This window comes from Methanosarcina barkeri MS, assembly GCF_000970025.1.
Lineage (GTDB): Archaea > Halobacteriota > Methanosarcinia > Methanosarcinales > Methanosarcinaceae > Methanosarcina > Methanosarcina barkeri.
Map to the genome: position 1 here is coordinate 3443117 of NZ_CP009528.1, position 22674 is coordinate 3465790.

Annotated in this window: 16 protein-coding genes and 1 pseudogene; 5 read left to right on the forward strand and 12 right to left on the reverse strand. The window is 37.1% G+C overall.

What is annotated here, in order from left to right:
* Positions 1 to 87: 87 nt before the first annotated feature.
* Together MSBRM_RS13905 and MSBRM_RS13910 are read left to right on the forward strand one after the other, a co-directional pair.
* Positions 88 to 954 carry a hypothetical protein gene (locus MSBRM_RS13905; protein ID WP_080941657.1) on the forward strand — a complete coding sequence of 289 codons (867 nt, stop codon included), beginning with the start codon at positions 88 to 90 and terminating at the stop codon, positions 952 to 954.
* Between the two features lie 249 nt (positions 955 to 1203).
* Complete coding sequence (locus MSBRM_RS13910) at positions 1204 to 2367, forward strand: TIGR04279 domain-containing protein (RefSeq protein ID WP_048121204.1); 1164 nt, start codon at positions 1204 to 1206, stop codon at positions 2365 to 2367.
* Positions 2368 to 3238: 871 nt separating this feature from the next.
* On the opposite strand, the gene MSBRM_RS20565 is transcribed toward MSBRM_RS13910, so the two are convergent.
* A complete protein-coding gene (locus tag MSBRM_RS20565; RefSeq protein WP_141706403.1) occupies positions 3239 to 3463 on the reverse strand; it encodes a hypothetical protein in 225 nt (74 codons plus the stop codon).
* A gap of 375 nt (positions 3464 to 3838) precedes the next feature.
* Positions 3839 to 4726: a hypothetical protein gene (locus tag MSBRM_RS13915; protein ID WP_048121206.1), complete on the reverse strand. Its 888-nt coding sequence runs from the start codon at positions 4724 to 4726 to the stop codon at positions 3839 to 3841.
* A 269-nt stretch (positions 4727 to 4995) separates the two neighbouring features.
* Between MSBRM_RS13915 and MSBRM_RS13920 the strand changes: the two genes are divergently transcribed.
* Positions 4996 to 5361 (forward strand): hypothetical protein, encoded by a 366-nt coding sequence (locus MSBRM_RS13920; protein ID WP_048123464.1) that lies wholly within the window; start codon positions 4996 to 4998, stop codon positions 5359 to 5361.
* Positions 5362 to 5662: 301 nt separating this feature from the next.
* Here the strand turns inward: MSBRM_RS13920 and cydB are convergent, their stop codons facing one another.
* The 5 genes and pseudogenes from cydB to MSBRM_RS13945 form a co-directional block, all read right to left on the reverse strand.
* The gene (cydB, locus tag MSBRM_RS13925; RefSeq protein ID WP_048121208.1) at positions 5663 to 6706 is read right to left on the reverse strand and encodes a cytochrome d ubiquinol oxidase subunit II; all 1044 of its coding nucleotides are present in this window, start codon (positions 6704 to 6706) and stop codon (positions 5663 to 5665) included.
* A 2-nt stretch (positions 6707 to 6708) separates the two neighbouring features.
* Positions 6709 to 8025: a cytochrome ubiquinol oxidase subunit I gene (locus MSBRM_RS13930; protein ID WP_048121210.1), complete on the reverse strand. Its 1317-nt coding sequence runs from the start codon at positions 8023 to 8025 to the stop codon at positions 6709 to 6711.
* A gap of 255 nt (positions 8026 to 8280) precedes the next feature.
* Complete coding sequence (locus MSBRM_RS13935; RefSeq protein WP_230668891.1) at positions 8281 to 8808, reverse strand: Fur family transcriptional regulator; 528 nt, start codon at positions 8806 to 8808, stop codon at positions 8281 to 8283.
* Positions 8809 to 9123: 315 nt separating this feature from the next.
* Positions 9124 to 10368 (reverse strand): annotated as a pseudogene (prf1, locus tag MSBRM_RS13940) (peptide chain release factor aRF-1); the annotation flags it as partial.
* A gap of 816 nt (positions 10369 to 11184) precedes the next feature.
* Entirely contained in the window at positions 11185 to 12117 is a 933-nt protein-coding gene (locus tag MSBRM_RS13945) for an SAM-dependent methyltransferase (protein WP_069575332.1), read from the reverse strand.
* Between the two features lie 554 nt (positions 12118 to 12671).
* Between MSBRM_RS13945 and MSBRM_RS13950 the strand changes: the two genes are divergently transcribed.
* The gene (locus tag MSBRM_RS13950) at positions 12672 to 13322 is read left to right on the forward strand and encodes a class I SAM-dependent methyltransferase (protein ID WP_230668893.1); all 651 of its coding nucleotides are present in this window, start codon (positions 12672 to 12674) and stop codon (positions 13320 to 13322) included.
* A gap of 252 nt (positions 13323 to 13574) precedes the next feature.
* Here MSBRM_RS13950 and MSBRM_RS13955 read toward each other — a convergent pair whose 3' ends face one another.
* From MSBRM_RS13955 to MSBRM_RS20570, 3 genes are all read right to left on the reverse strand, one after another.
* Positions 13575 to 15836, reverse strand: a complete 2262-nt coding sequence (locus MSBRM_RS13955) for an amino acid permease (protein WP_048156055.1) — start codon at positions 15834 to 15836, stop codon at positions 13575 to 13577.
* Between the two features lie 2480 nt (positions 15837 to 18316).
* Complete coding sequence (locus MSBRM_RS13960) at positions 18317 to 18658, reverse strand: hypothetical protein (protein WP_048123469.1); 342 nt, start codon at positions 18656 to 18658, stop codon at positions 18317 to 18319.
* A gap of 292 nt (positions 18659 to 18950) precedes the next feature.
* Positions 18951 to 19157, reverse strand: a complete 207-nt coding sequence (locus tag MSBRM_RS20570) for a hypothetical protein (RefSeq protein ID WP_144413989.1) — start codon at positions 19155 to 19157, stop codon at positions 18951 to 18953.
* A gap of 239 nt (positions 19158 to 19396) precedes the next feature.
* Here MSBRM_RS20570 and MSBRM_RS13965 point away from each other — a divergent pair, with 239 nt between their 5' ends.
* Entirely contained in the window at positions 19397 to 19795 is a 399-nt protein-coding gene (locus MSBRM_RS13965; RefSeq protein ID WP_048121218.1) for a cupin domain-containing protein, read from the forward strand.
* Positions 19796 to 20265: 470 nt separating this feature from the next.
* Here the strand turns inward: MSBRM_RS13965 and MSBRM_RS13970 are convergent, their stop codons facing one another.
* Both MSBRM_RS13970 and MSBRM_RS13975 read right to left on the reverse strand, forming a co-directional pair.
* Positions 20266 to 21222 carry an Acg family FMN-binding oxidoreductase gene (locus MSBRM_RS13970; protein WP_048157125.1) on the reverse strand — a complete coding sequence of 319 codons (957 nt, stop codon included), beginning with the start codon at positions 21220 to 21222 and terminating at the stop codon, positions 20266 to 20268.
* Positions 21223 to 21705: 483 nt separating this feature from the next.
* A complete protein-coding gene (locus tag MSBRM_RS13975) occupies positions 21706 to 22557 on the reverse strand; it encodes a UbiA family prenyltransferase (protein ID WP_048157129.1) in 852 nt (283 codons plus the stop codon).
* Positions 22558 to 22674: the final 117 nt, after the last annotated feature.

The window sequence follows — 22674 nt, forward strand, 5'->3', positions numbered from 1 at the left end:
GTAAAGAAAAATAGACCTATAATATAGCTATTCAATGAACAATAGCCTTTCTAATCAAGAAAAGATTAAGAGGAGAGGTTGGAGAAATTGCTTTCTGAAGAAATTAAGTTAATAAAGCCCGTTTTTACATTTATCAAAAATCCGAAGAATAAGGAAAGTTTGAGACTCCTGTTCTTGCTTCCTATTTTCCTATTCCTGATTATGTCTCCCGGAGCAGCTGCATCAAGCAACTGGGAACTTACCCCTCAAAATCCAGTTGTTGGGGATACAATAGAGATAAAAGGAACCGGTTTTGAGGGAGATACTGTGGAAGTGCAGGTGGCTTTCGAAAAAAAAGTAGAGGTTCAGGATGGGGAATACGCGTACCAACTTGAAGATGTAGTAATCCCCTCTGGTTCTGACAACAGTTTTGTCGTGAAGGCTATAGGGGCCGATGACTTGAATGTGAGAGCAAAGATGCTCCTATGGTTAACTAAAAGTGCAGAGGCAAAAGACGGTACTGCCACCGTTTTCCAGGCACATGTTCCTTCAGGAACATATAAGATAAGAATTGACGGAAAGGCAAGTGGTTCTAGTGTCAAACTCAGGATAACAGCCGTGCAAAAAATAGAGGTTGATTCTGATGGAAGTATCAGCTATCAATATAATACCAAGTCTATACCGGCAGGCAATTTTGAAGTAAAAGTTGATGGCATTACAAAGAAGATAGAATTACAGCCATCAGAAAGCCTCTCTTCAGAAACAAACTCCTCGGAACAGAACTCAAGTGAGGAAGACGTAGGGGGAATAACCGAGAAAATAAAAGAAGAAATAGATAATGGAAAAAACATTTCCAGTGAAGAAAAGAAATTTGCCGATGATTTCAAAGACCTGAAATCGCAGAAGATATGGATAGCAGGAATCTTAGCCGTATTAATATTATTTGTGGTTTATTTAGGGAGGAAAAAGTCATAATAATATACTGAGGGGTTTAAAATACATTTGTTTTTAGAATCCTTTGAAGACGATTTCGATAAACTATAAATACATATTAATAGTAGACATGTCTTGTAGATAAAATATATGAATATGAATTAATTTAATTAAAAAAGAAATTCGCGGATGAAAGCTTAATAATTAATGAAGTAGATAATATACAAAACTAAAGAATATATAGCAAAAGTCCGGGATAAAACAATAAATACTAATTTAGGGGTGTAACGATTGAAGAAAAAAATAGGAACAAATGGAATAGATATGAGGAAATGTAAATTAACCTTCGCGGCTCTAATCTGCATTTTCGCACTTATTTCAGTATCAGCCGCAGTTTCCGAAAAAGGACTCTGGATTGCATCTATCGAGAAAAACGGAGATAGCGTCGTCTTTGCAGACCATGATGATAGCCAGGACGAGGGAGGATGGATTCAACTCAGCGGAGGACAAGAAATCCAGCTTCCAGAACCACTTAGCTTTATCTACAATGGAACCAACTGTGTTGAAAAAGCAGGAACTGTGGTTAAACTAAACAAGGATAGTAACACGGAAGTGAACTATACATACCCATACTCCACACATCCATTTTATACTGATGGCCAGAAAGTAACAATGACCTATAATGGTCCTTCAGCTTTTAAGAATCAGAAAGTGAATGTTTACCTTGTCAATGGGTCTAGTGTGAGTTCCGTCAAAAAAGCCATTGTTCTTGCGGGTAACGAAAGCATAAACCTGGGACAAATTTTCGGAGAAGGTACGGATAATTCTTACATCAAATTATGCGCGACTCTGGACAAGAAAGGAGACCTGCTTAAACCAATTACCTTCTACTCCCTTAAGCCCGGGAGTTACGGCATCATTGTAACACTTGCGGATGACGAAGACAAAGAGAACACCAGCATGGAAAAGAAAGTTCTTTCAGCAACTGGCTTTGAAGTAGTTAACTATGAACTGAAAACAAAGGCAGACAACAATATGAAGGAAGGCGACAACCTTGATGTTACAATGAGCCTGAAAAAAGCACCTGCTGATGGAAAGTTTACATACGGTGCCCTGCTGATAAATGAAGAGGCTTATAAAGCTGAAATAAACGTCAGCAGCAATGGGACAATAGACGGGACCAATGTTTCCGTTAACGATATAGACCTCAGGGATCTGGGCATAAGCTCCACAAACAAAAGTGAACTTACAAACGCAGTCCAGACTCTTATTGGAGAAGGCAACGGTACGATAAGTATAAGCGATGAAAACCAGAACACCCTTTCCCTTACAACCTTTGACCTCCAGCCAGGGAACTACCTCCTCTTTACAGGTGCCTATGAACCTGGCAAAGGCCTTGTAGGCATAGACCAGGATAAACTGACAATAAGTACAAAAGGAACCTCACCGATATAATCGGGTCAGGACTCAGAAGCTGACAGATATCCCGGACTCTCCAAAAACAGATTTTGAGCCGGACTGATCAGTGTCGGAACAAAAGATTAAAACAAAAAGCTAAAACTCTAAAAAACGGTAAAAAGATAGAATAGAGTTAAGGCTTAAAAAGGTGGATTTCTTTATGAAACCACCTTTTTTTTGATTTTTCACTTTGATGTTTCATTTTGAGTTTTCACTTTGATGTTTCATTTTGAGTTTTCACTTTGATGTTTCATTTTGATTTTTCACTTTGATGTTTCATTTTGAGTTTTCACTTTGATGTTTCATTTTGAGTTTTCACTTTGATGTTTCATTTTGAGTTTTCACTTTGATGTTTCATTTTGAGTTTTCACTTTGATGTTTCATTTTGAGTTTTCACTTTGATGTTTCATTTTGAGTTTTCACTTTGATGTTTCATTTTGAGTTTTCACTTTGATGTTTCATTTTGAGTTTTCACCATTGTATTTTGTCTTTTCTCCATTAATTAAAAATATTCAGTCAAGAATTCCAGACCGTTCAATATTTATTATCAGTCAATAGCCATCCTTATTCCTATTTACCAGAGAATCAATATTTATATAGCTTATCAACAATAGAAAAAACAGTATTAAGAAAGACTACTGGAAAACAGAAAAACTACTGAAAACAGAAAGATTACTGGAAAACAGAAAAACTGATATTGAAAATATCTATTGAGCTCATTCCAAAACTTAAAATAATTTCTTTAAATCCCATGCTCCAAATAATTAACTGAGTTTCTGATCATGGGAAATAGTTATCAAACTTTACTGATTGAGAACAAAATTAGTTTTGGATAAACTCATTAAGTAAATCTTTTGGAACAATTCGTTTATTCCCGCAGGTGCTGCAGTAAACCTGAGATAGAGTGAAGCAAAATTCCGGTAAAAGTCATACCCATCCCTATAATGGTTAGAATTACCATCAAAACCGTTGGTCCGAAGGCAAGACTTCCGCCAAGATAGAAAGTCCTTAATAAATCGAGGCCTATGTATAACCCAATAGAAATGAGAACAAAACCTGGAAGGGTAAACCAGTATAGAGGATTAAACTCCATTTTTAGAAAATTGTTAAATCGAACAGTCAGGCTATGCTTAAAAGGACTTCTAGCCAAACCGTTTACATTATAGAACTGAATTATATTTTTAAACGTAAACTAACCTCCAGGTCAATAGATCCCACTACTATTTATATCTGGACTAATTTTCTTGGATAAGGTAGTTTTATAATATAAATACTTTTCTAAATGTTCAGGTATGAATAAATTATATGTTTGAGAAAAAAGTCACTTCAAGTATAGTCACAGAAAGGCAAAAAATCCACAAAAAACTCGGTGGGATTTTCAGGTCAAGTTGGAATTAATTTGCCTGATAGCCCCATGATAAAGTTAGATCCCAGGTCTTTCTATGCCTCCAAACCATTATGAGCGATTTCATTTGAAAAGCAGGCTTGGAAAATCCAGATTATTTTTCTGAAATCCAGCAGCATTCCTGTGTCCTCCACCACCGTATTGCTGAGCAATTTCGGCACAATCGGGTGAATTTGGATTACTGGAATCAGATCTCAAGCTGAATACCAGCATATCCTCTACAGCCTGCCACATGATAGCAAGATCATATTCAGGCTTCCTGTAGATGAACTCCCCAAGCTCGGAGATATTTCCAGTAGTGTTTACAAGTCTGGATTTCCAGTTATGAAAAGTGCAATCCACCCCACGATCGAAAGCTTTCTGAAGCTTGTAGCTTTGAGCTTTGAGAAGCAATTCCCCGATAGATATCATATTATTTACAGTATCCTCATATTCCGGACCAAGAAGCACATCCCATATAATATCATCAGGGGTTTTCACCATCAGATTAAAGCCTGCGGTGAAAGCCCTGGTCTCAGGATATTCAAACCTCCACATATCCTTATCCCCAATATAGGCTACAGCTACAGGGGACGAGACATCTTCAGGATGTGCGAACTCCCATGTAAGTACACAGGCTGCCTTTTCAAGGGACCGAATACCCGGAATACTGTTTGAATTCCACAGGTCCGGGAACTTCTCCACTGCGGTCTTATGATGATCAATCCATATCAGCTTAGACCCGCAAACCTTTACAAATTCATCCATTTTATCGCTGGTAAAGTCAACAAGCCATACTTTTTCGGCTGCTTTTATCTCGCCCTCACTCCACGACTCTTTGCCATAATTTATAGCAACAAATTTGATGTCAAATTCATTCCGGTCATAGGAATTACCAGCAATAGCAGCTGCACAGCATCCGTCATTATCATCATGGTGATAAATTAAAATCGCGCGTTTATCATCTGTCATTTTCGATTCCCTATTATTTTATAGGATTTCTTTCTCATATTTTCTGCTGCGAATTTAATCTCAGAATATATTTAAAGAAAGCCCAATGTGGAAGATGCCCAATTAAGTTATGACATGTAAAATAAAAATATTTTTAAATATCAAAATCAATATAATTATAATACAAGCCAAAAAGGGAATAAAGTTCAGTGAAAAACGGGGAGATTAAAAACCCTGCAGGCTTAGTCTGTGATTTTGTGAAAAATCCTTTGGAGAATCGAGGTAACATAATGAAGGGAGGCGACAAGACGAAAGAATATTGCAATATATGCGGTCGGGAATTGCTAGAAGACGTGCTGGTCGTTGATACCAGCCAGGATATGAAACCAATAAAATTCAAGGACGTTCACGGGGATAAGTCCGATCTGATATGTATTGAGTGTGCAACTGAGTCGGTTGAGAATCCACCCTTCTTATGTTCGAGATGCGGCCAGCCAGTCGAATTCGGTGAGCACTTCTATGTATTAAAAATTGGAACCGTAAAACCCAGTGGTCCCAAGGTGGACTTTAAAAAAATATCCTCAGACGATAAATGTATCTGCGTTATCTGTTACGAAGAACTCATGAGCCCTGAAGAGAAAGAAGAAAGAGACTAAACGAATAAATTTATCTCTAAACTTTTTTCCTACTTTGTCCTTAATTTATAGTCCCTGAACAAAAATCAGGGTCAAACACTGAGATAATCAACGTATATGGAAAAGAGCAGAACTGACTTTTCAGTTTTGCTCATATTGTTTTTATTATTCTTAACTTTTCTTTTAGTTTTTATACGTGTTTCTTCAAAGTATCCATGTTTTGGGATATTTAGCAAAGGATAGTATTTTCATTTTTTCAAAGATAAAGTGAAAAAAGAAAGAAAAGAAGGAAAAGAAAAAATAAAAGACAAAAGAAAGCAGGTTAGTACTCTACATGATCTGTTTCTTTTATCTTTTCCCTGAACAGGGTATATGCCCATAGCTGATAGATGATGATTATGGGCACGAATACCAATGCTGCTCCTAGCATGACGCTCAGAGTCATGTGGCTTGATGCAGCCTCAAAGATGTCTATTCCATATTCAGAAGAAACTGAGGACTTAAGCATGTAAGGATAGATACTTGCAAGCCCGCTTTCAACAACGAAAAGAAACGCCAGGAGATTGCTGCAAAAGGCAGGGAATATCTTGTCCTTTTTTGCAAAAAACACAGCAAGAACAGCTGTCACTACCGCAAGAACTGGCAATAAGTACAGAGCTGGCATGGCTGAATAGTTGGTTGTAAAACCTTCTATACCCATAAAGGAATATGCCAGATAGACCAGAGCAAGTACGAGTACGATAAGAGTACTTTTCTTTGCCAGATCACCTGCTTTTGCAGCTATGGCTCCTTCAGTTTTGACATTGATCCAGAGCGCACCTGAAGTAACACTCATAAGCACGAATAAGACACCGCCTATCAATGCATATGGGCTGAAGAGTCCAATAAGGGTACCTATATAAACACCTCCTGAAGCAATTTCGAGCCCCTTGAAGAAGTTCGCAAATGCAACTCCCAGGACCAGAGAAATCAGCAGGCTTCCAGCAAACCATCCCCACATAAGGATTTTTTGTATTTGGGGATTCTCATCCTTGTGAAGATATTCTATGGAAATTCCCCTTGCAATTAAGCCGATAAGCAGCAACATCATGGGAAGATACAGGAAAGTAAACATCTTCGAGAATACCAGAGGGAATGCAGCAAATGTTCCACCTGCAGCCAGGATAAGCCATACCTCATTGCCACCCCAGAAAGGACCAACAGAACTCTGGATTTGCATCCTCTGGGCCTTATCTGTGGCAATAAAAGGTACCAGAAGGCCTGCTCCGAGGGAAAAAGAGTCAACAATAAAGTAAACTCCCCATATTACACACCACAGGAAGAACCAGATAATAGCAAGCATATCATGAGTAAGAAAATCGAACATATTCACTCAACTCCTGTCGCATTGACCACGGTTTTCTTTATGAGGTATACCTCAAAGATAAGCAGGACCATATAAAATGTGCTTATAAGGCTAATACTTAACAAGACGTCTGATGTGGGAACCGATGATACACCATTAGCTGTCTTTAGCAAACCATAGACCATCCATGGCTGCCTTCCTACCTCAGCTACAATCCAGCCAGCAGTAATAGTAATATATGGAAGAGGAATAGACCATATTAGTAGCTTTAGATATTTTTTGGATGTGTATAGCTTGCCTGATTTTTGAAGATATAAGCCTAAAAGAGCCACTATGATGAACAGGGAACCCAGAATTGTCATCAACCTGAAGCTCCAGAATATCATTTCTACAGGCGGTAATTCACCCTGAGGTAGCTGGTTAAGTCCTGTTATCGTTCCGCTAAAACTTCCTGTATACAGGAAACTTGCAAGACCTGGAATTCCCAGCAGCTGAATACTATTGGAGCCTGTGCTTGAATCGGGTACCTGTATTAGATACATAGGCACTGAAGAGCCTGTTTCCCATATCGCATCCATTGCCGCTCCTTTTGTAGGTTGAAGCGCAGCAACATATTGTGCATAACCGTGACCAAGAACTGGAAGCATGACTGCAGTAGCGAGTGCTATGATAACTGCTATGCTAAAAGATTTTTTAAACACTTCATTGTTATTCCCTTTAAGGAAATGATACGCACAGATTCCCATTATCACGAATGAGGTCAACAGGTAAGCTGCAAGCAGAGTGTGTATCAGCATGTACCAAACATAGCCGTTCGTAATTAGAGCAATGAAATCTGTCATAACCACCTTGCTCCCGTCAGCAACCATCTCATAGCCTACGGGATGCTGCATAAACCCGTTAGCAGTGATAATCCATAATGAAGATATGTTAGTACCTAGAGCGACCATCCACATGGAAAATGCCTTTAATTTCTGACGGTTATGGCCCAAGAATATCCATGCTCCAAGGAAAGTCCCTTCAAGGAAGAAAGCAAATAACGCTTCCATAGCTAAAGGTGGTCCAAAGACATCTCCCATGAATTCTGCATAGGCACCCCAGTTAGTACCTAACTGAAAAGTCAGTGTAATACCTGATACTAGACCTATTGCAAAGTTTATCTTGAATATATTACCCCAGAAGTCAGCCATTTTTCGCCATGTTTCATCTTTGTTCCTGTAGTACATTGTTTCCATGACTGCCACTAATAATGCTAATCCCAAAGTTAGTGGAACAAATATGAAATGGAACGCAGCTGTTATGGCAAACTGAAGCCGACTTAATAAAAGCAATTCAATCATTTATTACCCCTCGTTTTCCCTCGTTTTGTTACTTACTGCAAAGGATTATATTTACGCTTGAAGCAAACCGATGTCTTCCATCCACGGCTTGCAGATATCATTTTCATGTTCAATCTCATCAGTGAGAACCTGAAGCAAAATGCTATATGTCACCGGATTTATATCTATGATCAGAATCTATATCTTTGACTATCTGAAGAATATACTATTGTACACCCGGATAACATACTGTTTCCCCTTGATGTTCTGCTCAAGTTATGTTTCCTCAGACTCCTCAGACTCCTCAGACTCCTCAGACTCCTCAGACTCCTCAGACTCCTCAGATTCCTCAGACTCCTCAGATTCCTTAGACCCCTCAGATTCCTTAGGCTCCTCAGATTCCTTAGATTCCTTACATTTCTTACATACACCATAGAAGTTAGTGCTCGTTGAAACAATAGTAAATCCTTCAATTTCCTCAGCTATCTTCATCGAATAATCCAACAATTGTTCCGAATTGAAATCCTCCATCCTTCCACATTCCCGGCAGATAAGATGGTGATGTGGAATGAAATTTGCTTCAAATCTTGAGACTCCTTTTACATTCACCTCCTCCAGTAAACCTTTCTCCGTAAGGAATTTGAGATTTTTATATACGGTAGCCTTGCTTATACGCGTCAGTTTTTTTCTAACCCCATCATAAACTTCGTCTACAGTGGGATGACCATCATGGTCGCGCAAGAAAGCAAGTATTTCGACTCTCTGGTTTGTGTATTTCATGTCAGCTTTCTCTGTGGGCTTCATTACCGTCCACCTAAATTACCTGTGAAAGCAGGTTTACTTAGATATACAGGATATCTATTACTAAATGATATTTATTATTATTTAACAATTACTATCATTTTATATAGTTTTTTATTCAGAGAAGCCTCGTAACTGCTTTCTTTTCCTAGTACCGTAGTTTGCAGTTTTCCCCACTAAAAGTACAGCTAAAGAACAGTAATTTTGGATAGAACCTGCCAGAGCAAGATTGTACGCTATTTCAATAAAATATACAGTTTCCTGCAACCTTATTTTGAATTTAATAGGATTCGTTAACTAATAAACTTCTGAACCAACCTACACCCCTGTACTATATCTAAGGATTGCGGCAATTCCTCCAAAAGCTATCATAAGTTGAGAGCCTTCGTCGAAATCCGTTGATACAAAAGCAGTCCTTGCATTGCCTTTATCAGCGAGTTCTGAAAGTTCACCAACGATATCAGTAGCATCCGTGACTTCAAGTGCAGAACCACATTCAGGACAATTTCCAGCCGCAGGAACAGCTTCATTGGACTTCCATTTTCTTGTTCTTTTATTTTCATATCCGCAAACACTGCATTTGAGAGTTACTCTTTCAGATCGCAGGTCTTCAGAAAGTAAAAGCACATCAACTGCCTTTAGTTCAAGATTTGCCCGTACATGGTCTTCTCCATAGGAGACTTTACCAGACTCAGTAGCGAGTTCTTTAAAAAACATTTTCATATCGTTCTTTTGCTTAATTAGATCAATACCCTGGAGAGTATCCTCTGCTGCATTTATTAACTCAGAAAAACCTGATTCATCCGTATATCCTGTATCGAACAATCCAAGAACCTTTTTCTGAAGCTCATAATGTAGGAACCCACTTTCACTGAACTCTTCTTTAGTTGGGGAATGCCCTCCTATAAGAATGCCTTTAAGTTCGGATGGCTCCACTTCAAGAAATGTCTCACTTGCAGCATCCCCTATTCTCTTATAAAAATCATGAATAGCAATACGCCTGAGCTGTTCAAAACGATGTGCACTCTGCCCCCCTTTTCTTTGTTTTCCAGGGACAGTAGAGTGGAGATGCTTAATAACTTCAGTTTGCCTGCCTACAAGCATACCGATAGTTGCTTCTCTTAAATCTAGAAGTATAAGCCCATAAGTACTGCATTCTCGGAGCATTTCCTCAAGGAGCTCAAGATAAAAAACGGAGTCACAGCGATATATGTAATCTAGAACAGGTTCCGGAGGAATGAGAACTTCATTTAACATGCCTGTCCTGTTAGCTCCGGTGTTGATAATTCCTGCAAAATAAACTATCCCGTTTTCCGGTATTTTGTTAAGAGATCTTAACTTTGCCAACAAAAAATCAAGTGCTCCCTGTACATTATTGCTGGAAAGTTTAGACTTAATACCCGAAGCTTGTTCATGTTCCTCTCTCAAATGAGTTATAACATCTGAAATCTGTTTATTAGGAGGAATATAAAGTGAAATTAATTCTGTGCTCTTCCCACTTTTATTTTTTAGAATCTCAAGCTTCTTTTTTAATACATATTTTTCATATGTACAGTATTCAGCCGTTTCAACTTCCCCCTATCTCATAAAAATGCAACTCAGTTGTTATGGTAAAATAAAGTCGACTTAATGGTTGAAGATCTCAAAAAGCAATTCAACCATTCGTTATACCTTGTTTTTTATTTGTATCAGGCAATTATGGAAAGAACAGGGTTCATGGGCATTATATGTCCATGAACCGTTGCACGCGATCAATATTTGCACCGAAGCGAGTTGAGATCTTCCATCACAGCCTCACTTTCTGGTGCCCGTTTTTGCTGATCCATCCGTTTTTTCTTGGTGGCATAAATCCATTCGCTTTAATCCATTCGTTTTAATATTCTCTTATTCGTGGGGTTACAACCTACAATTATTCCTAAACTTATTTAAAATAAATTATATGAAAAATTGGTTCTGAACAAATAATATTTCCAGGTCAAATGTTTTGTTAGCAAACAACATTTAAATATTAATTATGATTTCAAATTTTTTCAGATACTCGGTTGAAGATCTCATATTCCACAGTACTGATTTTCAAATCAAATATTGTCTGATAGCGTTTTTAAGCAGATTCAAGTAATTTGGACTTTTAATAGCACTTAGAACCTATCCAAAAAGTATTGTGACTTACTTTGTGACTTATTTTGTTACTTACTTTGCGACTTACTTTATATTTACAGCTAGCAGTTTCATACTCAGATTGGTATTGGGTATTACAGACCGATAGTAACTTTACTATATGCATTGACTTTCGGATAGGCTCATAATCATCTTCATTTTCGACTCTGTCGATTTACTTATGTCCTTTTGGTCACTGTCTCTTTAGCCAACACAATAAATTTATTGAACAACAGCGTAGACGAACGACTTCAGGCTATCAACTATTCTATTTTTATTTATTCCTTGAAAATAGGCTTTTTTACAATCTTCAATGGTTACATTGCATACCTGTGTAAATCCACGCTGTGTAAGGAATGCATCAACTGTTCCTTCCTTGATACCGAACTTAAACGGTTCTCCCAGCTGTGACATTTGATTCCGAATATTTCTCCCCGCCTCAAGTTTAGAACTTCCATCAACTGCAGATTGGGGAAAATAATCAAAAAGAATGCTACTGTTCTTTCCTGAGTTCTTTACAATAAAGGATAGGATTTCATCTACCACCTTTGGCTGAAGATACATTAAGAGCCCTTCCATCAGGAAAAGAGTCTTAACGTGCCGGATATATCCCACGTTTATCAACCTTTGACCAAAGTCTTCAGTTTCTAAATTGCAAGGGACATAGACAACATGACCTGGCAAACTGCCAAAGATCGTTCTTATTTTTTCCATTTTTACATTTTGTGTAGCAGGATGGTCTACCTCAAAAGTTTTGATCTTCTCCAGTCCTTCGATCCGATAAGCACGTGAATCATATCCTGCACCTAATATAACCAGTTGCTCAATACCTTCATCGATTGATTTTTTCACAAAATCATCAAAAAATCTGACTCTAGCAACGATTGAGTTATTTCTTCCCGGAAAAAATCTGTCCAGTTGCTCCTGCATTATTTTTGCCTCATCTGGATGGTGAACTCCCCACTCCAAAACCTCCGGGTTGATGAAATAGACTGCATATGGGTCATAACAAATTCGTTCGTCTTTGGGCTTCTGCGATTCAAAGTATCTGACAAGTAAAACGCCCATGGCTGTCTTGCTGCCTGGTCCTGTTATTTCCTTAAACATTTTGTTCATATTGTTGAACTCTTTCTCTGTATTCTCAGGTATTTCCATACATAAGATTCCCCTTTATTATCTGTTCATTTAAAGTCAACATTAATCGATTTTTCAAATTAAAAATTTATCTTTTGTTTAGGATTAAATGGTTGTTTGATAAACCAAACAAAATTTAGTAGGGTCAAATCCAATTTTAGGAGACAAGGATAGATAATCTACCACTTTTGATAATATTCTCGAGAAAATTCAAAATTGCAAAGTTTTGAAGTAAAAGTTATGTATAATTTCAACTAACCAATTTTACGATTTTTAAATTACATTCTGGAATTTATATCGCAGATAAAACTATTATATTAACGATACTAAACAATTCTGAAGATACGTCTAACAAACTGGCTGCGCTTACATCAAACATGAAATTGCTTTTGGTTTTATGACAAATAGTTCCATATTCTTCAATGCCTTTTTTGATAATATCTCCGTTTGTAAAAATGGATGTTAGAACTAAAGAAATTTAGAACTAAAGAAATTTAGAACTAAAGAAATTTAGAACTAAAGAAATTTAGAACTAAAGAAATTTAGAACTATTGATATTCTAAAAGTGGTTAGATATGCGGGTACTTACAACGATTTTACTGAAAATTTTAGGTTTTTTTGTTTTATTGCAAATTGCATTAAGAATCATAAAAAGATTTTATGTATTTTCACCTCCAGCATTTATGGGACCTTTTTTAGATAGCGATTTTAGAAGAAAATTGCAGTCTCCTGATAAAGTGATAAAACGAAGTGGGATAACAGAAGGAATGCGTATTCTTGAGGTGGGATGCGGAAGCGGAGCGTTTACAACTTTTGCTGCAAAGGCTAGTGGAATTAAAGGAGAAATATACGCTCTTGATATTCAACCAAAAATGTTACTGCAGCTAAAGAAGAAACTATCCAGACCAGAAAACAGAGATATCAAAAATATCAAGCTTATAGAAGGAGATGTGCATAAACTACCCTTTGATGACAATTCATTCGATGTAGTGTATACGGTAACAGTTCTTCAGGAACTTCCAGACAAAAATCGGGCTTTAAAGGAGATGAAAAGAGTCCTGAAGCCTAGTGGGATTCTTGCAGTAACAGAATTTTTACCCGATCCAGATTACCCTTTCAAATCTACCACTATTAAGTTAGGAGAAGAAGCTGGTTTTATCCTGGATAAAGTTGAAGGAAATCTCTGGAATTATACTGTAAGATTTAAGGCACAGAAATCTAGGTGAAAAATTGCGTCGATTTATCCCACCTAACTGAGCCGGATATGAACTAAATTTTATTTATATGTCTTTGGTTAAGTGAGGAATCGCAATAAATTGCCTCCATTTCCACAACAGTCATTATAAATTTTAATATGCTGAGGATTGGAATTAAGTATCGATTTCATGTAAAGATGCCAAAGTTTAATCAGGATTAAGGTGCAAAATCGATAACTTCCAGGCAAGAAAATTTCTTAACCAATGACCAATGGAATTCTTTTAAACCAAACCTGCTGATATATCTGAGTTTATCATAACTCTTTTTCCCCTGAGCCTTGCATATATTCTGCGGGCGTGCTTTTTAACCAGATAATTAAAGCTTTCTTTTGAGATCGGTTTTGATTTTTTGACGATCACTATAGGTTTCTTAGAATGCCTTGCAATCCTCTGCGATAGAGTACCAAGTAAAGAGATCTTAAATCTTTCACTTGAGTCGCCAATGATTGTAAGGTCATTGTTGTTTGAGGCCTCCAGTAGAGCATCTTCTATGGAATATTTAGTCAGTACTCTAAAACTAACAGGTATAGAACTGATTTTTCCAACGAGGCTCTCTAGTTCGTCGGTAATTTTCTGCCTGTTTTCCTGAGATTCATCAGGACTAATTATACTGATAATTTCTATTCCAGCGCCTGTGTTTACAGCCAGTTTTTCTGCGAGAGAGAGACCATAGACCGAGTTTTCTTTACCATTATACCCTACAAGGATTTTGTGGATGCTGTCAGGCAGATGCCCCTTTAATAACGCGATTGGCCTTTTTGAGGACAGGAGAACCTGGTTTGTAACACCATGTGAGTACTCAAATCTCTTTGGCTCGTGCCATCCCATAATAATCATGTCTGCATGCTCAATTTCAGCCTGCTCCAGAATTGAGTTTGATATGCTGTGGTCAAAGGCAGCAATATATTCTCTTTTATGTCCGAGAATTGTAGGATAACTTTCAAATTCTTCTTTGAAACGGCAGTCCATTTCTATTTTTTTCTCATGGTAAGCTTCCTGAGCTAACTTTAAGTTTGTTTGATCCGGAACCTCGATAACATGAAGGCAAATTATCTCGCTCCCCATAAAATCTGCCAGTTTCAAAAGGTCACTCTCATGTTTCTGGTTGGAGATCGGCACAAGCACTTTGACCAGGGAAACAGGTTGCATTTCCTTCTTTTCAACAGTATTCTCCAGCAGGTCAAATAAGTTATACTCTGGAATGGCTTTGCCCCTTCCATAGAGTGAGTACCAGCCAATTCCAGCAAAAATCATCATTACAGTGAAAAGAAGAGGTAGCCCACCAAGCAGGGGAAGCAGTACTATGCTCCCAACGATCCCGAAGATTTGTGTATAGGGAAAAAACGGGTCGCGGAAAGTGGGTTCATATCCTGGCAGGTTTCTTTTTCTGAGGATTATCACTGCCATATTTAGCAGGATAAATATCAAAATATTAAAAGCTCCACCCAGTCTTGCAAGCTCCTCTATGTCAAACAGGAATAAAAGCAAGATCATTACTATTCCTGTTACAAGTATAGCGTTATGAGGAGTTTCAAATTTTTGATGAATAAGGACAAACCATTCAGGCATAAGTGCATCCCTGCTCATGGCAAAAGGAAACCTGGAAGACGATAATATAGCGCCATTAGCTGTGGAAAGAGTAGCAAGCAGCGCACCCAGGGCTATTGCTATTCTTCCGGACTCTCCTGCCATCAGACCTGCAATATCAGCCAGAGGAGTAACTGATTTTCCGGTTACTTGAGGGTTAAAGAACCCTACAATTACTATCATTGTGGCAACGTAGAATAAGGTTACTACAACGGCTGAAGCGATAAACGCCAGAGGCAGGTTCTTGGATGGGTTTTTTACTTCCTCGGACACTGAAGCAGCTTCTGCAAGCCCGAGATAGGATATGAAAACAACTCCTGCTGTCGTGATTATAGAGGTCATCCCGTAAGATGTGGCAGGTGAAAAGTTAGCCGGATTAACCATAACAGACACTCGGGCTATGAAGAGAGATAGGATTACAAGCAAAAAGATCACAATAAAGTTCTGCAGTGAACCGCTGCTTTTTGCCCCACGGTAGTTAATCACTAACAGAATCACGCCGGTTGCAGCTGCTACGAAATATAGAGGCAAGGGATAGAAGACCTGAGCGTATTCTGCAAGACCGATGAGTGCAAATGTGCCCTTGAAGATTAAAGCCAGCCAGGAGCCAAGGCCGATTACTGCACCAGGCGCAGCTCCCATCGTCCTGCTGATGTAGTAATAGCTGCCTCCTGCCAGAGGCATGCCGGTTGCTAGCTCTGACATGCTGATGGCTGTAGCTATTGAAATAATCCCACCAAGCAAAAAAGAGATTATTGCTCCAGAACCCGCATCTGCTAAAGCAATTCCCGGAAGAATGAATATCCCAGCTCCAATCATAGTGCCGGTGCCGATTGCAAAAGTTGAGAAAAAGCCAAGGCTACATCCCAACCTTTCAGTCGTTTCAACTGATGCCATTTTTTTCTCCGCCTGTATTACAGGGCTTTCAAACCGGTAAATCCGTCTTCATTTAAATCTTCAGATTACTTTTACTTTGACGATACTGAACGTAGATTTCGCCATCATACGCCCAGGCAAACAGCAGGGTTTTCAAGTCCTGTTGCACTGGATCTGCCTTTTGAATAAGATAACTGCGAAACAAGTGTTTTTCTTCTGTAGTACGGCCTCAATGTCTTTTTAGTTGAACGGCTTCAATGTCTTTTTATTTAAGCTTCTTTTTTAACTATTTAAAGGAATAATGCAACCTGCTCTTGATTAAGGCATTTCAATTCATATTTTAGTGGATTTTGTTTTCGAATAGTACATATATCTATCCGTTGGGAGGTATATTTCTTAGTATGCGGTTTGCATTTGTTAAAAGTGATATTAAAAAGAAAGTGAATAGAGAGAACAGCACAGGCAGAGAAACGGATAATGACAGTTTGTATTTTATCAGCGGCAAGTATGAGAAAGTAAATATCTAAAAAGTGAAAACGTATTGATTTATACATAGCATTGATCTTATATATAGTATTGATCTACACGTAGCGTTGACTTACACATAGCGTCGATTCATACATACCATCTGCATAAGTAATATCATTTAGTTAAGGGTTAAAACATCGTTATTGGGCGGATATAATGCAAAGTAATGATCTTATTAAAGAGCAGATACTACAGTTAAAAATTGAGATCGCGCAATTAGAAGCTGAAGTTAATAAACTACAGATTACGATAAATGAAAAAAAATATGCTTTGAATAGGTTATCTGAACTATTAGAGATACGAGGAGTAACCTTAAATGATAATAAATAAATTATGATTGTTTATTGTCAAAAATAGGATTCTTATATTTTAACCCGACTCATCAAAAGCACCCCTGGTGATTTCAAGCCCCTGATCTATTTTCTATTTATAGTCTGAATAAGGTTGCCTATCTTTATTTCTCTCAAATAACTTATTGAATATTATGATTGTCTCTATTTGGCACGCCTGAGAGAATTAAATTGAATATAAAGAGGCTGAAAAGGGAATATAAATGAAGAAAAGATAAAAAATAATAGAAAAGATAAAAAATAATAGAAAAGATAAAAAATAATAGGAAATATAAAAAGTAATAGAAATATAAGAAGTAATAGAAATATAAGAAGTAATAGAAATATAAGAAGTAATAGAAATATAAGAAGTAATAGAAATATAAGAAGTAATAGAAATATAAGAAGTAATAGAAATATAAGAAGTAATAGAAATATAAGAAGTAATAGAAATATAAGAAGTAATAGAAATATAAGAAGTAATAGAAATATAAGAAGTAATAGAAATATAAGAAGTAATAGAAATATAAGAAGTAATAGAAATATAAGAAGTAATAGAAATATAAGAAGTAATAGAAATATAAGAAGTAATAGAAATATAAGAAGTAATAGAAAATATATAGGAGTGTACAAAACTTAAAACATAAAAGAAATAATAGAAAAAAAATCAAAACTGGATAAAAACAGCAATAAAAAAAATGGAAAACTGTATTTATTTCTTTTTATACTTTATTATACTTCATTAGTTTCATAAATTTGTTAACTCTATTATAATTTGGGTACCTCCAGGCAAAAAGCTTACAGCTGAAGAACAAAATTGCTGCACAGACAGACATAAACAACAATGCACATACCGAGGTTTGTATTTCGATTGGTGACGTCTTAGTTTCTCCTATTTGCCTTCATATGGTATTGAAAACACGTTTATGCAACATCCTTTTTAACATTTTCGGTACGTTTTGATATTTAAGAATTCCAGACCTATTTTAGTACCTGCACAGGCTAAAGAGCAATTCGGAAAAAATGATTACAAGCCCAATTATAATGGTTTTCACTCATGAATATTCTAATTTTCCGGATTATTTCTTTCTCTCTGGAAAGGTTGCAGTTTCTACAGGTAATTATCTACCGGAAGATTTCAACCTCGACTTTCTCCTTTTCTGTTAGCGGGCTATGATGAGTGTAATGCTTCCTATCTTCAGTAAACCGACGTGCTGGCTGATCGGGCGCGAGTTCAAAACTTCCTATTCTTTCTACTAGAATGTCTCCTTAAATTTAGTTTCTTCTCTTAACATGGAATGTCGCGCTCTCCAATTATTGAGTCATCTTGAGTCAGTATGCTATCATTTTTCTTGTTTTCTGCAGAGTCCTGCCTATCAATACTCCATTTTTATTATGTTTTTGATAGAAAAGTGCTGAGATTAAAAATCAGTATTAATCTTAAAAATCAGCGTTTTTAAGTTCAATTAAAAAATAGAGATTTTAAGCTCAATCAAAAATATAGGTTTAGAGCTTAATAATAAAAAAATAGAGGTTTAGAGCTCAATAAAACAAAAATAGAACTTTTAATTTCAATAAAATAAAAATAGAACTTTTAATTACCTCAAAGATGTAGAACTCTTAAACTTGTAGTCACAAGGTTTTTTATGTGTTCTCCAGGGGAAATGATTCGGTTATGAATTCTTTAAATATTCTTTTGGATTTTTCGAATCCGGTATACACTCCATCCAGGCGCTGCTCCGAGAAATTTGGCTTTTTTGACAGGGTGATGCCGTCTAAAAGCTGGTTAAAGTTATTCTCCAAGCCTCTTATTTTTTCGTCCGGATCATCGTCCAGGTCGGAAAGAGAGAGTTTTTCCAGATTATCCTCGAAAGTATATTTAGCTATATCCAGGCCTTTATTAACTCCTTCTTTAAAGTCTGAATAAGCCTGATGGTCTTTATTCCTTTCAATACAGACATTAAATTTCCTTATGAGATCTTTCATTTTTTGAGTATCCAAAATCCTCGCTTCCTTCTTTTTAAGTGATTTTGATTTGTGAAATAGTTTTTAGATTGCAGATACAAGAGTTTCAAATTTGCAGAAACAATAAACTATGATTTTAAACAATGACTTATGAATCACAGTGTTAATATAATATATTTCAAATAAAAATAGCATTTACAAGTATATTAATCTTTGGATATAAAAAGTTAGACTATAGATTTTCATATAGAACTAAAAAATGGAAATGCTTTTATTGAATTTTTAGAAAATCCTTTTATTATTCGCATAAATTTCAAACAGCAAGAATCCGCTTACAACAAACCGGAACACTTACAACAAACCGGACAAATTCGTAGATATAGCATTTAGAGAGTTTTGCAAAGTTAATTATGAGATATGCAAAAGAAAGCATTCCACATCGGAAAAATACTATTAATGCTGCTCTTGCCTGAGATTGAGTATTAAGTTTGAACTCGAATGCCCGATCATGATCAGCCACCCCATTTTAAATAGTGTCGTTCGTCTTCTGGGTAACCAGCAAAAGGAGATACACTTTTATTAAACCCTGAAAACAATTATTTATTTCAATGACGGTTTTAAGGAATTTTATTTAGGAGCATAAATACGGAACTTAGATTAAAGTTATGCAAATAATATTTTTAATTTATCATAAGGTGGATATTTAGTAAAATTTGATCTCAAATACTCTTATATACAACTAACTATAAATGAAAATATATGAAAGGATATTCTATAAATATCGAAAAAGCCACTCTGGAAAACAACAATTTCCGCAAGGTACTCTATACCTCAAAACACAGCCAGCTGGTACTTATGAGCCTCAAACCCGGGGAAGAAATCGGGATGGAAGTGCATGAAGAAAACGACCAGTTTTTCCGTTTTGAGCAGGGAAAAGGGAAGTGCATAATTGACGGTAACGAATACGACCTTGAGGACGGTGTTGCAGTAGTTGTACCGGCCGGCGCGCAGCACAATGTAATCAATACTTCGGAAACGAAGGAGTTGAAACTCTACACAATCTATTCACCGGCGCACCACAAGGATGGAATCGTGCGTGCGACAAAAGAAGAAGCCGAAGCCAATGAAGCGGAATTCGATGGAGTAACTACGGAATAACAGTTTATTCCTACAGTGCCCATTGAAAATATAAATTAAAATACTTTGTTTTTTATAAAACTTGTATTTTTTCTCATTTTTGTTTTCCTCTTTTTGGAATTGTAGTATGATTTGCCCTTTTTTAGTAGATATTGTTCTCGAACCTACTTTCGGCAGGTCGACATTAAAAATTTGAATAATCCTCCTGATGCCATTTTTGAACATTCACTTACTTTATGTGAGGTTTAAAGCTGATTAACATGTGGCTCAACTCCAACGACACATATAAACACTGAATCATTTTCCATTAAAATTTAGTATGAGAGATTATGTTTGGATCATATGTGGATCATATGTAAACCTAATAACTACACACAATTAGGATGCATCATTTCAAAATCGTCATCATTCGTCATCAGTAATGATTATAGAAAATGAAATGTCGATCTACCGAAAGTCAGCTCGAACATTACCTGTTAACCGGAAGATATTCAGATTATAACCTCGGACACAGGTCTTCTCAGAGATCTGGGAAGAGACTCTGCATATCCCAGGCGTAGTAAAAGCTGGGGGTGTATGTTGCCTGCGGACAATAGCTTTTGTAACTTCTTTTTGAGTTCCGGCACTTCGCACGGCTGATTGATATGGGCGTTTTTGATACCAAGAGCTGTGGCAAATAATGCCAACCTTTCAAAACTTCGCCCTGTATTGATCCAGGAGATTATATCATTGTTTTCCGACAGTAAGACCATCAACACAGACGAGCTTCTGATGTATTTTTCATCCTTTTTCGATTGACCCTTAGCATTCAAAAAGAATTTCATGAATAATTTTCCTATGAAGCGAGGCGATGACGGGTTTCCCATGGCCTTTGAGCTAAGACCATCACGATATCGGTTTGCTTCGGCCTCGTTGAATCTTATCCATGAAATCAGTTCCTGCATAAAATCCCGGTCATTCATCTGTATGCTGTTGCCTTCCTTAACAAGCCCTATTATCCCTTCTATTTTTTCCGGTTCAGTCACAAAAAGCACCGACACTCCCTTCTCTAATGGAAGTGATGCAAGCCTTTCCAGATCAGCTCCAGGAATAGGTCTTCCGTCATATTGTCTTCGAGTACTCTGCTTTATATGGATAACATTGAAAAGCCAGTCATTATTGGCTTTACCGTCTGCAAGCTCTAGATTTACAGAAATAGCCCCGTCCTCAAAAGAGTATCCCACCAGTGCTCTGTACCCTTCATGCTCGGCAGCTATTACCAGATTCTCTAGTGCACATCCGAGGCTTATATATAGCTCCCATTCCAGGGGGTCAACAACCGGGAGTCTCCTTGAGAAATCTGGATAAATAAAAACTGCATTTTCTTTTATCCTGAACTTCCAGGGCTGTGTATTGTGCCCCGAAGGAGCCATTACTGTGTGATGTAGAAGTTCTTTCATATCTGGCATCGGTTCACCTGCAATGGTGTATAAGATATTTATAAAGAAGGTTTTAACTATTTTTACATTTCTTCCGGCAATGATGAAAAGGGAAAAATAAACGGAAAAAAGAAATGCATAATCCATGTATATATCTCAATATTTACGAGTTTGGCCTGTTATGATAGTATGTATCCAGCTAGAGATTTATCTGCTGGATATGAATTTCAATTCTTATTTTAGTGAACATTGATCGTGACCTTATTTGTGAATCTCCGGCTGAAAACGTTTTTCTGGGTTTCAATTCTTGTTTTAGTGGAGTTTTCTAACTAATCAGTTGAAAGATAGGAGCTTTCGTCCAGATGCTGACATTACCTTAAGAGCAAGACCGGGTGGATGAAACCACCAGATATTGAATCCGTTGGACAGACTTCCCAAATTTGTGGGCGAATTTTTGTAATTATCCGGTGAGTATGGTATTGAGAGGCTTGGAATCAAACTGCCACAATACTTTCACCTGAACATTCGAATGAATATGAAAATTAAGAATGCCACCAATCCAGCAAGGTATATCCAGCGAATGTAAATTCGCCGATTTGCTGTTCTTGGGTCTAACAATTTACCTGTTGAGTACAGAATAACCAGATCCATCAGTAAAATGGGAAACAGATAAATCCGTTCTAACCAGCCAAACAAAAACGGCAAGATACTTGCAGCAACTACCAGTAAGAAAGCTGCTCCGCTGATTTTCAATGCATTTTCGCGACCAATTACCAGGGCTAGAGAACGAGATCCTGCCTGTCTATCGCCTTCAATATCCATAGCATCTGCCGCAATTTCCTCTCCTAAATCTGCAAGTATTAATATAATTGCGAAAAGCCAGACGATTGTTTCAAATGGTTTGTTTACTACTATACCACCAAAAATAAAAGTCATTCCAACCGAAAAGCTGACCATTAGATTTCCAATAAGACCAGCCTTTTTGAACCGCCAGTTGTAAAGTAAACCAATTGCCCAGACCAGAATAACGACTAACAAAGCCTCTAAACTAATCAGGTAGCTTGTGATAAGTCCAAGCACTGCCACAACAATGGAGAGTAAAACGACTTCTCGTTCAGTAACAAGACCTGCTGGGAGTGGCCTTTCTGGTGCGTTTATTCTGTCCATTTCGAGATCAAAATAGTCGTTAAGGATGAGAGACGTAGCCGAAATGAAAAAAATGCTTAGAAACCCCAATATAATTTCGGTTATGGTAGGAAGTGTACCTAATGCCAGTAACTCCCCCAGTATCACGCACACTCCTGCTGTAAATGACAGTTCAAAACGGAATAAGCGGAACAGCCCTAGAATTTTCGGCCTAAGCATAAAGGTATTATAAGTAACGGGATATTTTAATATTTTTGAGTGAATTTTTAATTTTTTTGTTAATAAGGACAAGATTATGTGACAGCATTAGAAGAAAGGCTATCTAGATCTCGAAAC

Coding starts and splice junctions, on each gene's coding strand:
- MSBRM_RS20565 (WP_141706403.1), bottom strand. CDS start 3,463: ATGGAGTTTAATCCTCTATACTGGTTTACCCTTCCAGGTTTTGTTCTC.
- MSBRM_RS13915 (WP_048121206.1), bottom strand. CDS start 4,726: ATGACAGATGATAAACGCGCGATTTTAATTTATCACCATGATGATAAT.
- MSBRM_RS13920 (WP_048123464.1), top strand. CDS start 4,996: ATGAAGGGAGGCGACAAGACGAAAGAATATTGCAATATATGCGGTCGG.
- cydB (WP_048121208.1), bottom strand. CDS start 6,706: ATGTTCGATTTTCTTACTCATGATATGCTTGCTATTATCTGGTTCTTC.
- MSBRM_RS13930 (WP_048121210.1), bottom strand. CDS start 8,025: ATGATTGAATTGCTTTTATTAAGTCGGCTTCAGTTTGCCATAACAGCT.
- MSBRM_RS13935 (WP_230668891.1), bottom strand. CDS start 8,808: ATGAAGCCCACAGAGAAAGCTGACATGAAATACACAAACCAGAGAGTC.
- MSBRM_RS13945 (WP_069575332.1), bottom strand. CDS start 12,117: ATGGAAATACCTGAGAATACAGAGAAAGAGTTCAACAATATGAACAAA.
- MSBRM_RS13950 (WP_230668893.1), top strand. CDS start 12,672: ATGCGGGTACTTACAACGATTTTACTGAAAATTTTAGGTTTTTTTGTT.
- MSBRM_RS13955 (WP_048156055.1), bottom strand. CDS start 15,836: ATGGCATCAGTTGAAACGACTGAAAGGTTGGGATGTAGCCTTGGCTTT.
- MSBRM_RS13960 (WP_048123469.1), bottom strand. CDS start 18,658: ATGAAAGATCTCATAAGGAAATTTAATGTCTGTATTGAAAGGAATAAA.
- MSBRM_RS13965 (WP_048121218.1), top strand. CDS start 19,397: ATGAAAGGATATTCTATAAATATCGAAAAAGCCACTCTGGAAAACAAC.
- MSBRM_RS13970 (WP_048157125.1), bottom strand. CDS start 21,222: ATGCCAGATATGAAAGAACTTCTACATCACACAGTAATGGCTCCTTCG.
- MSBRM_RS13975 (WP_048157129.1), bottom strand. CDS start 22,557: ATGCTTAGGCCGAAAATTCTAGGGCTGTTCCGCTTATTCCGTTTTGAA.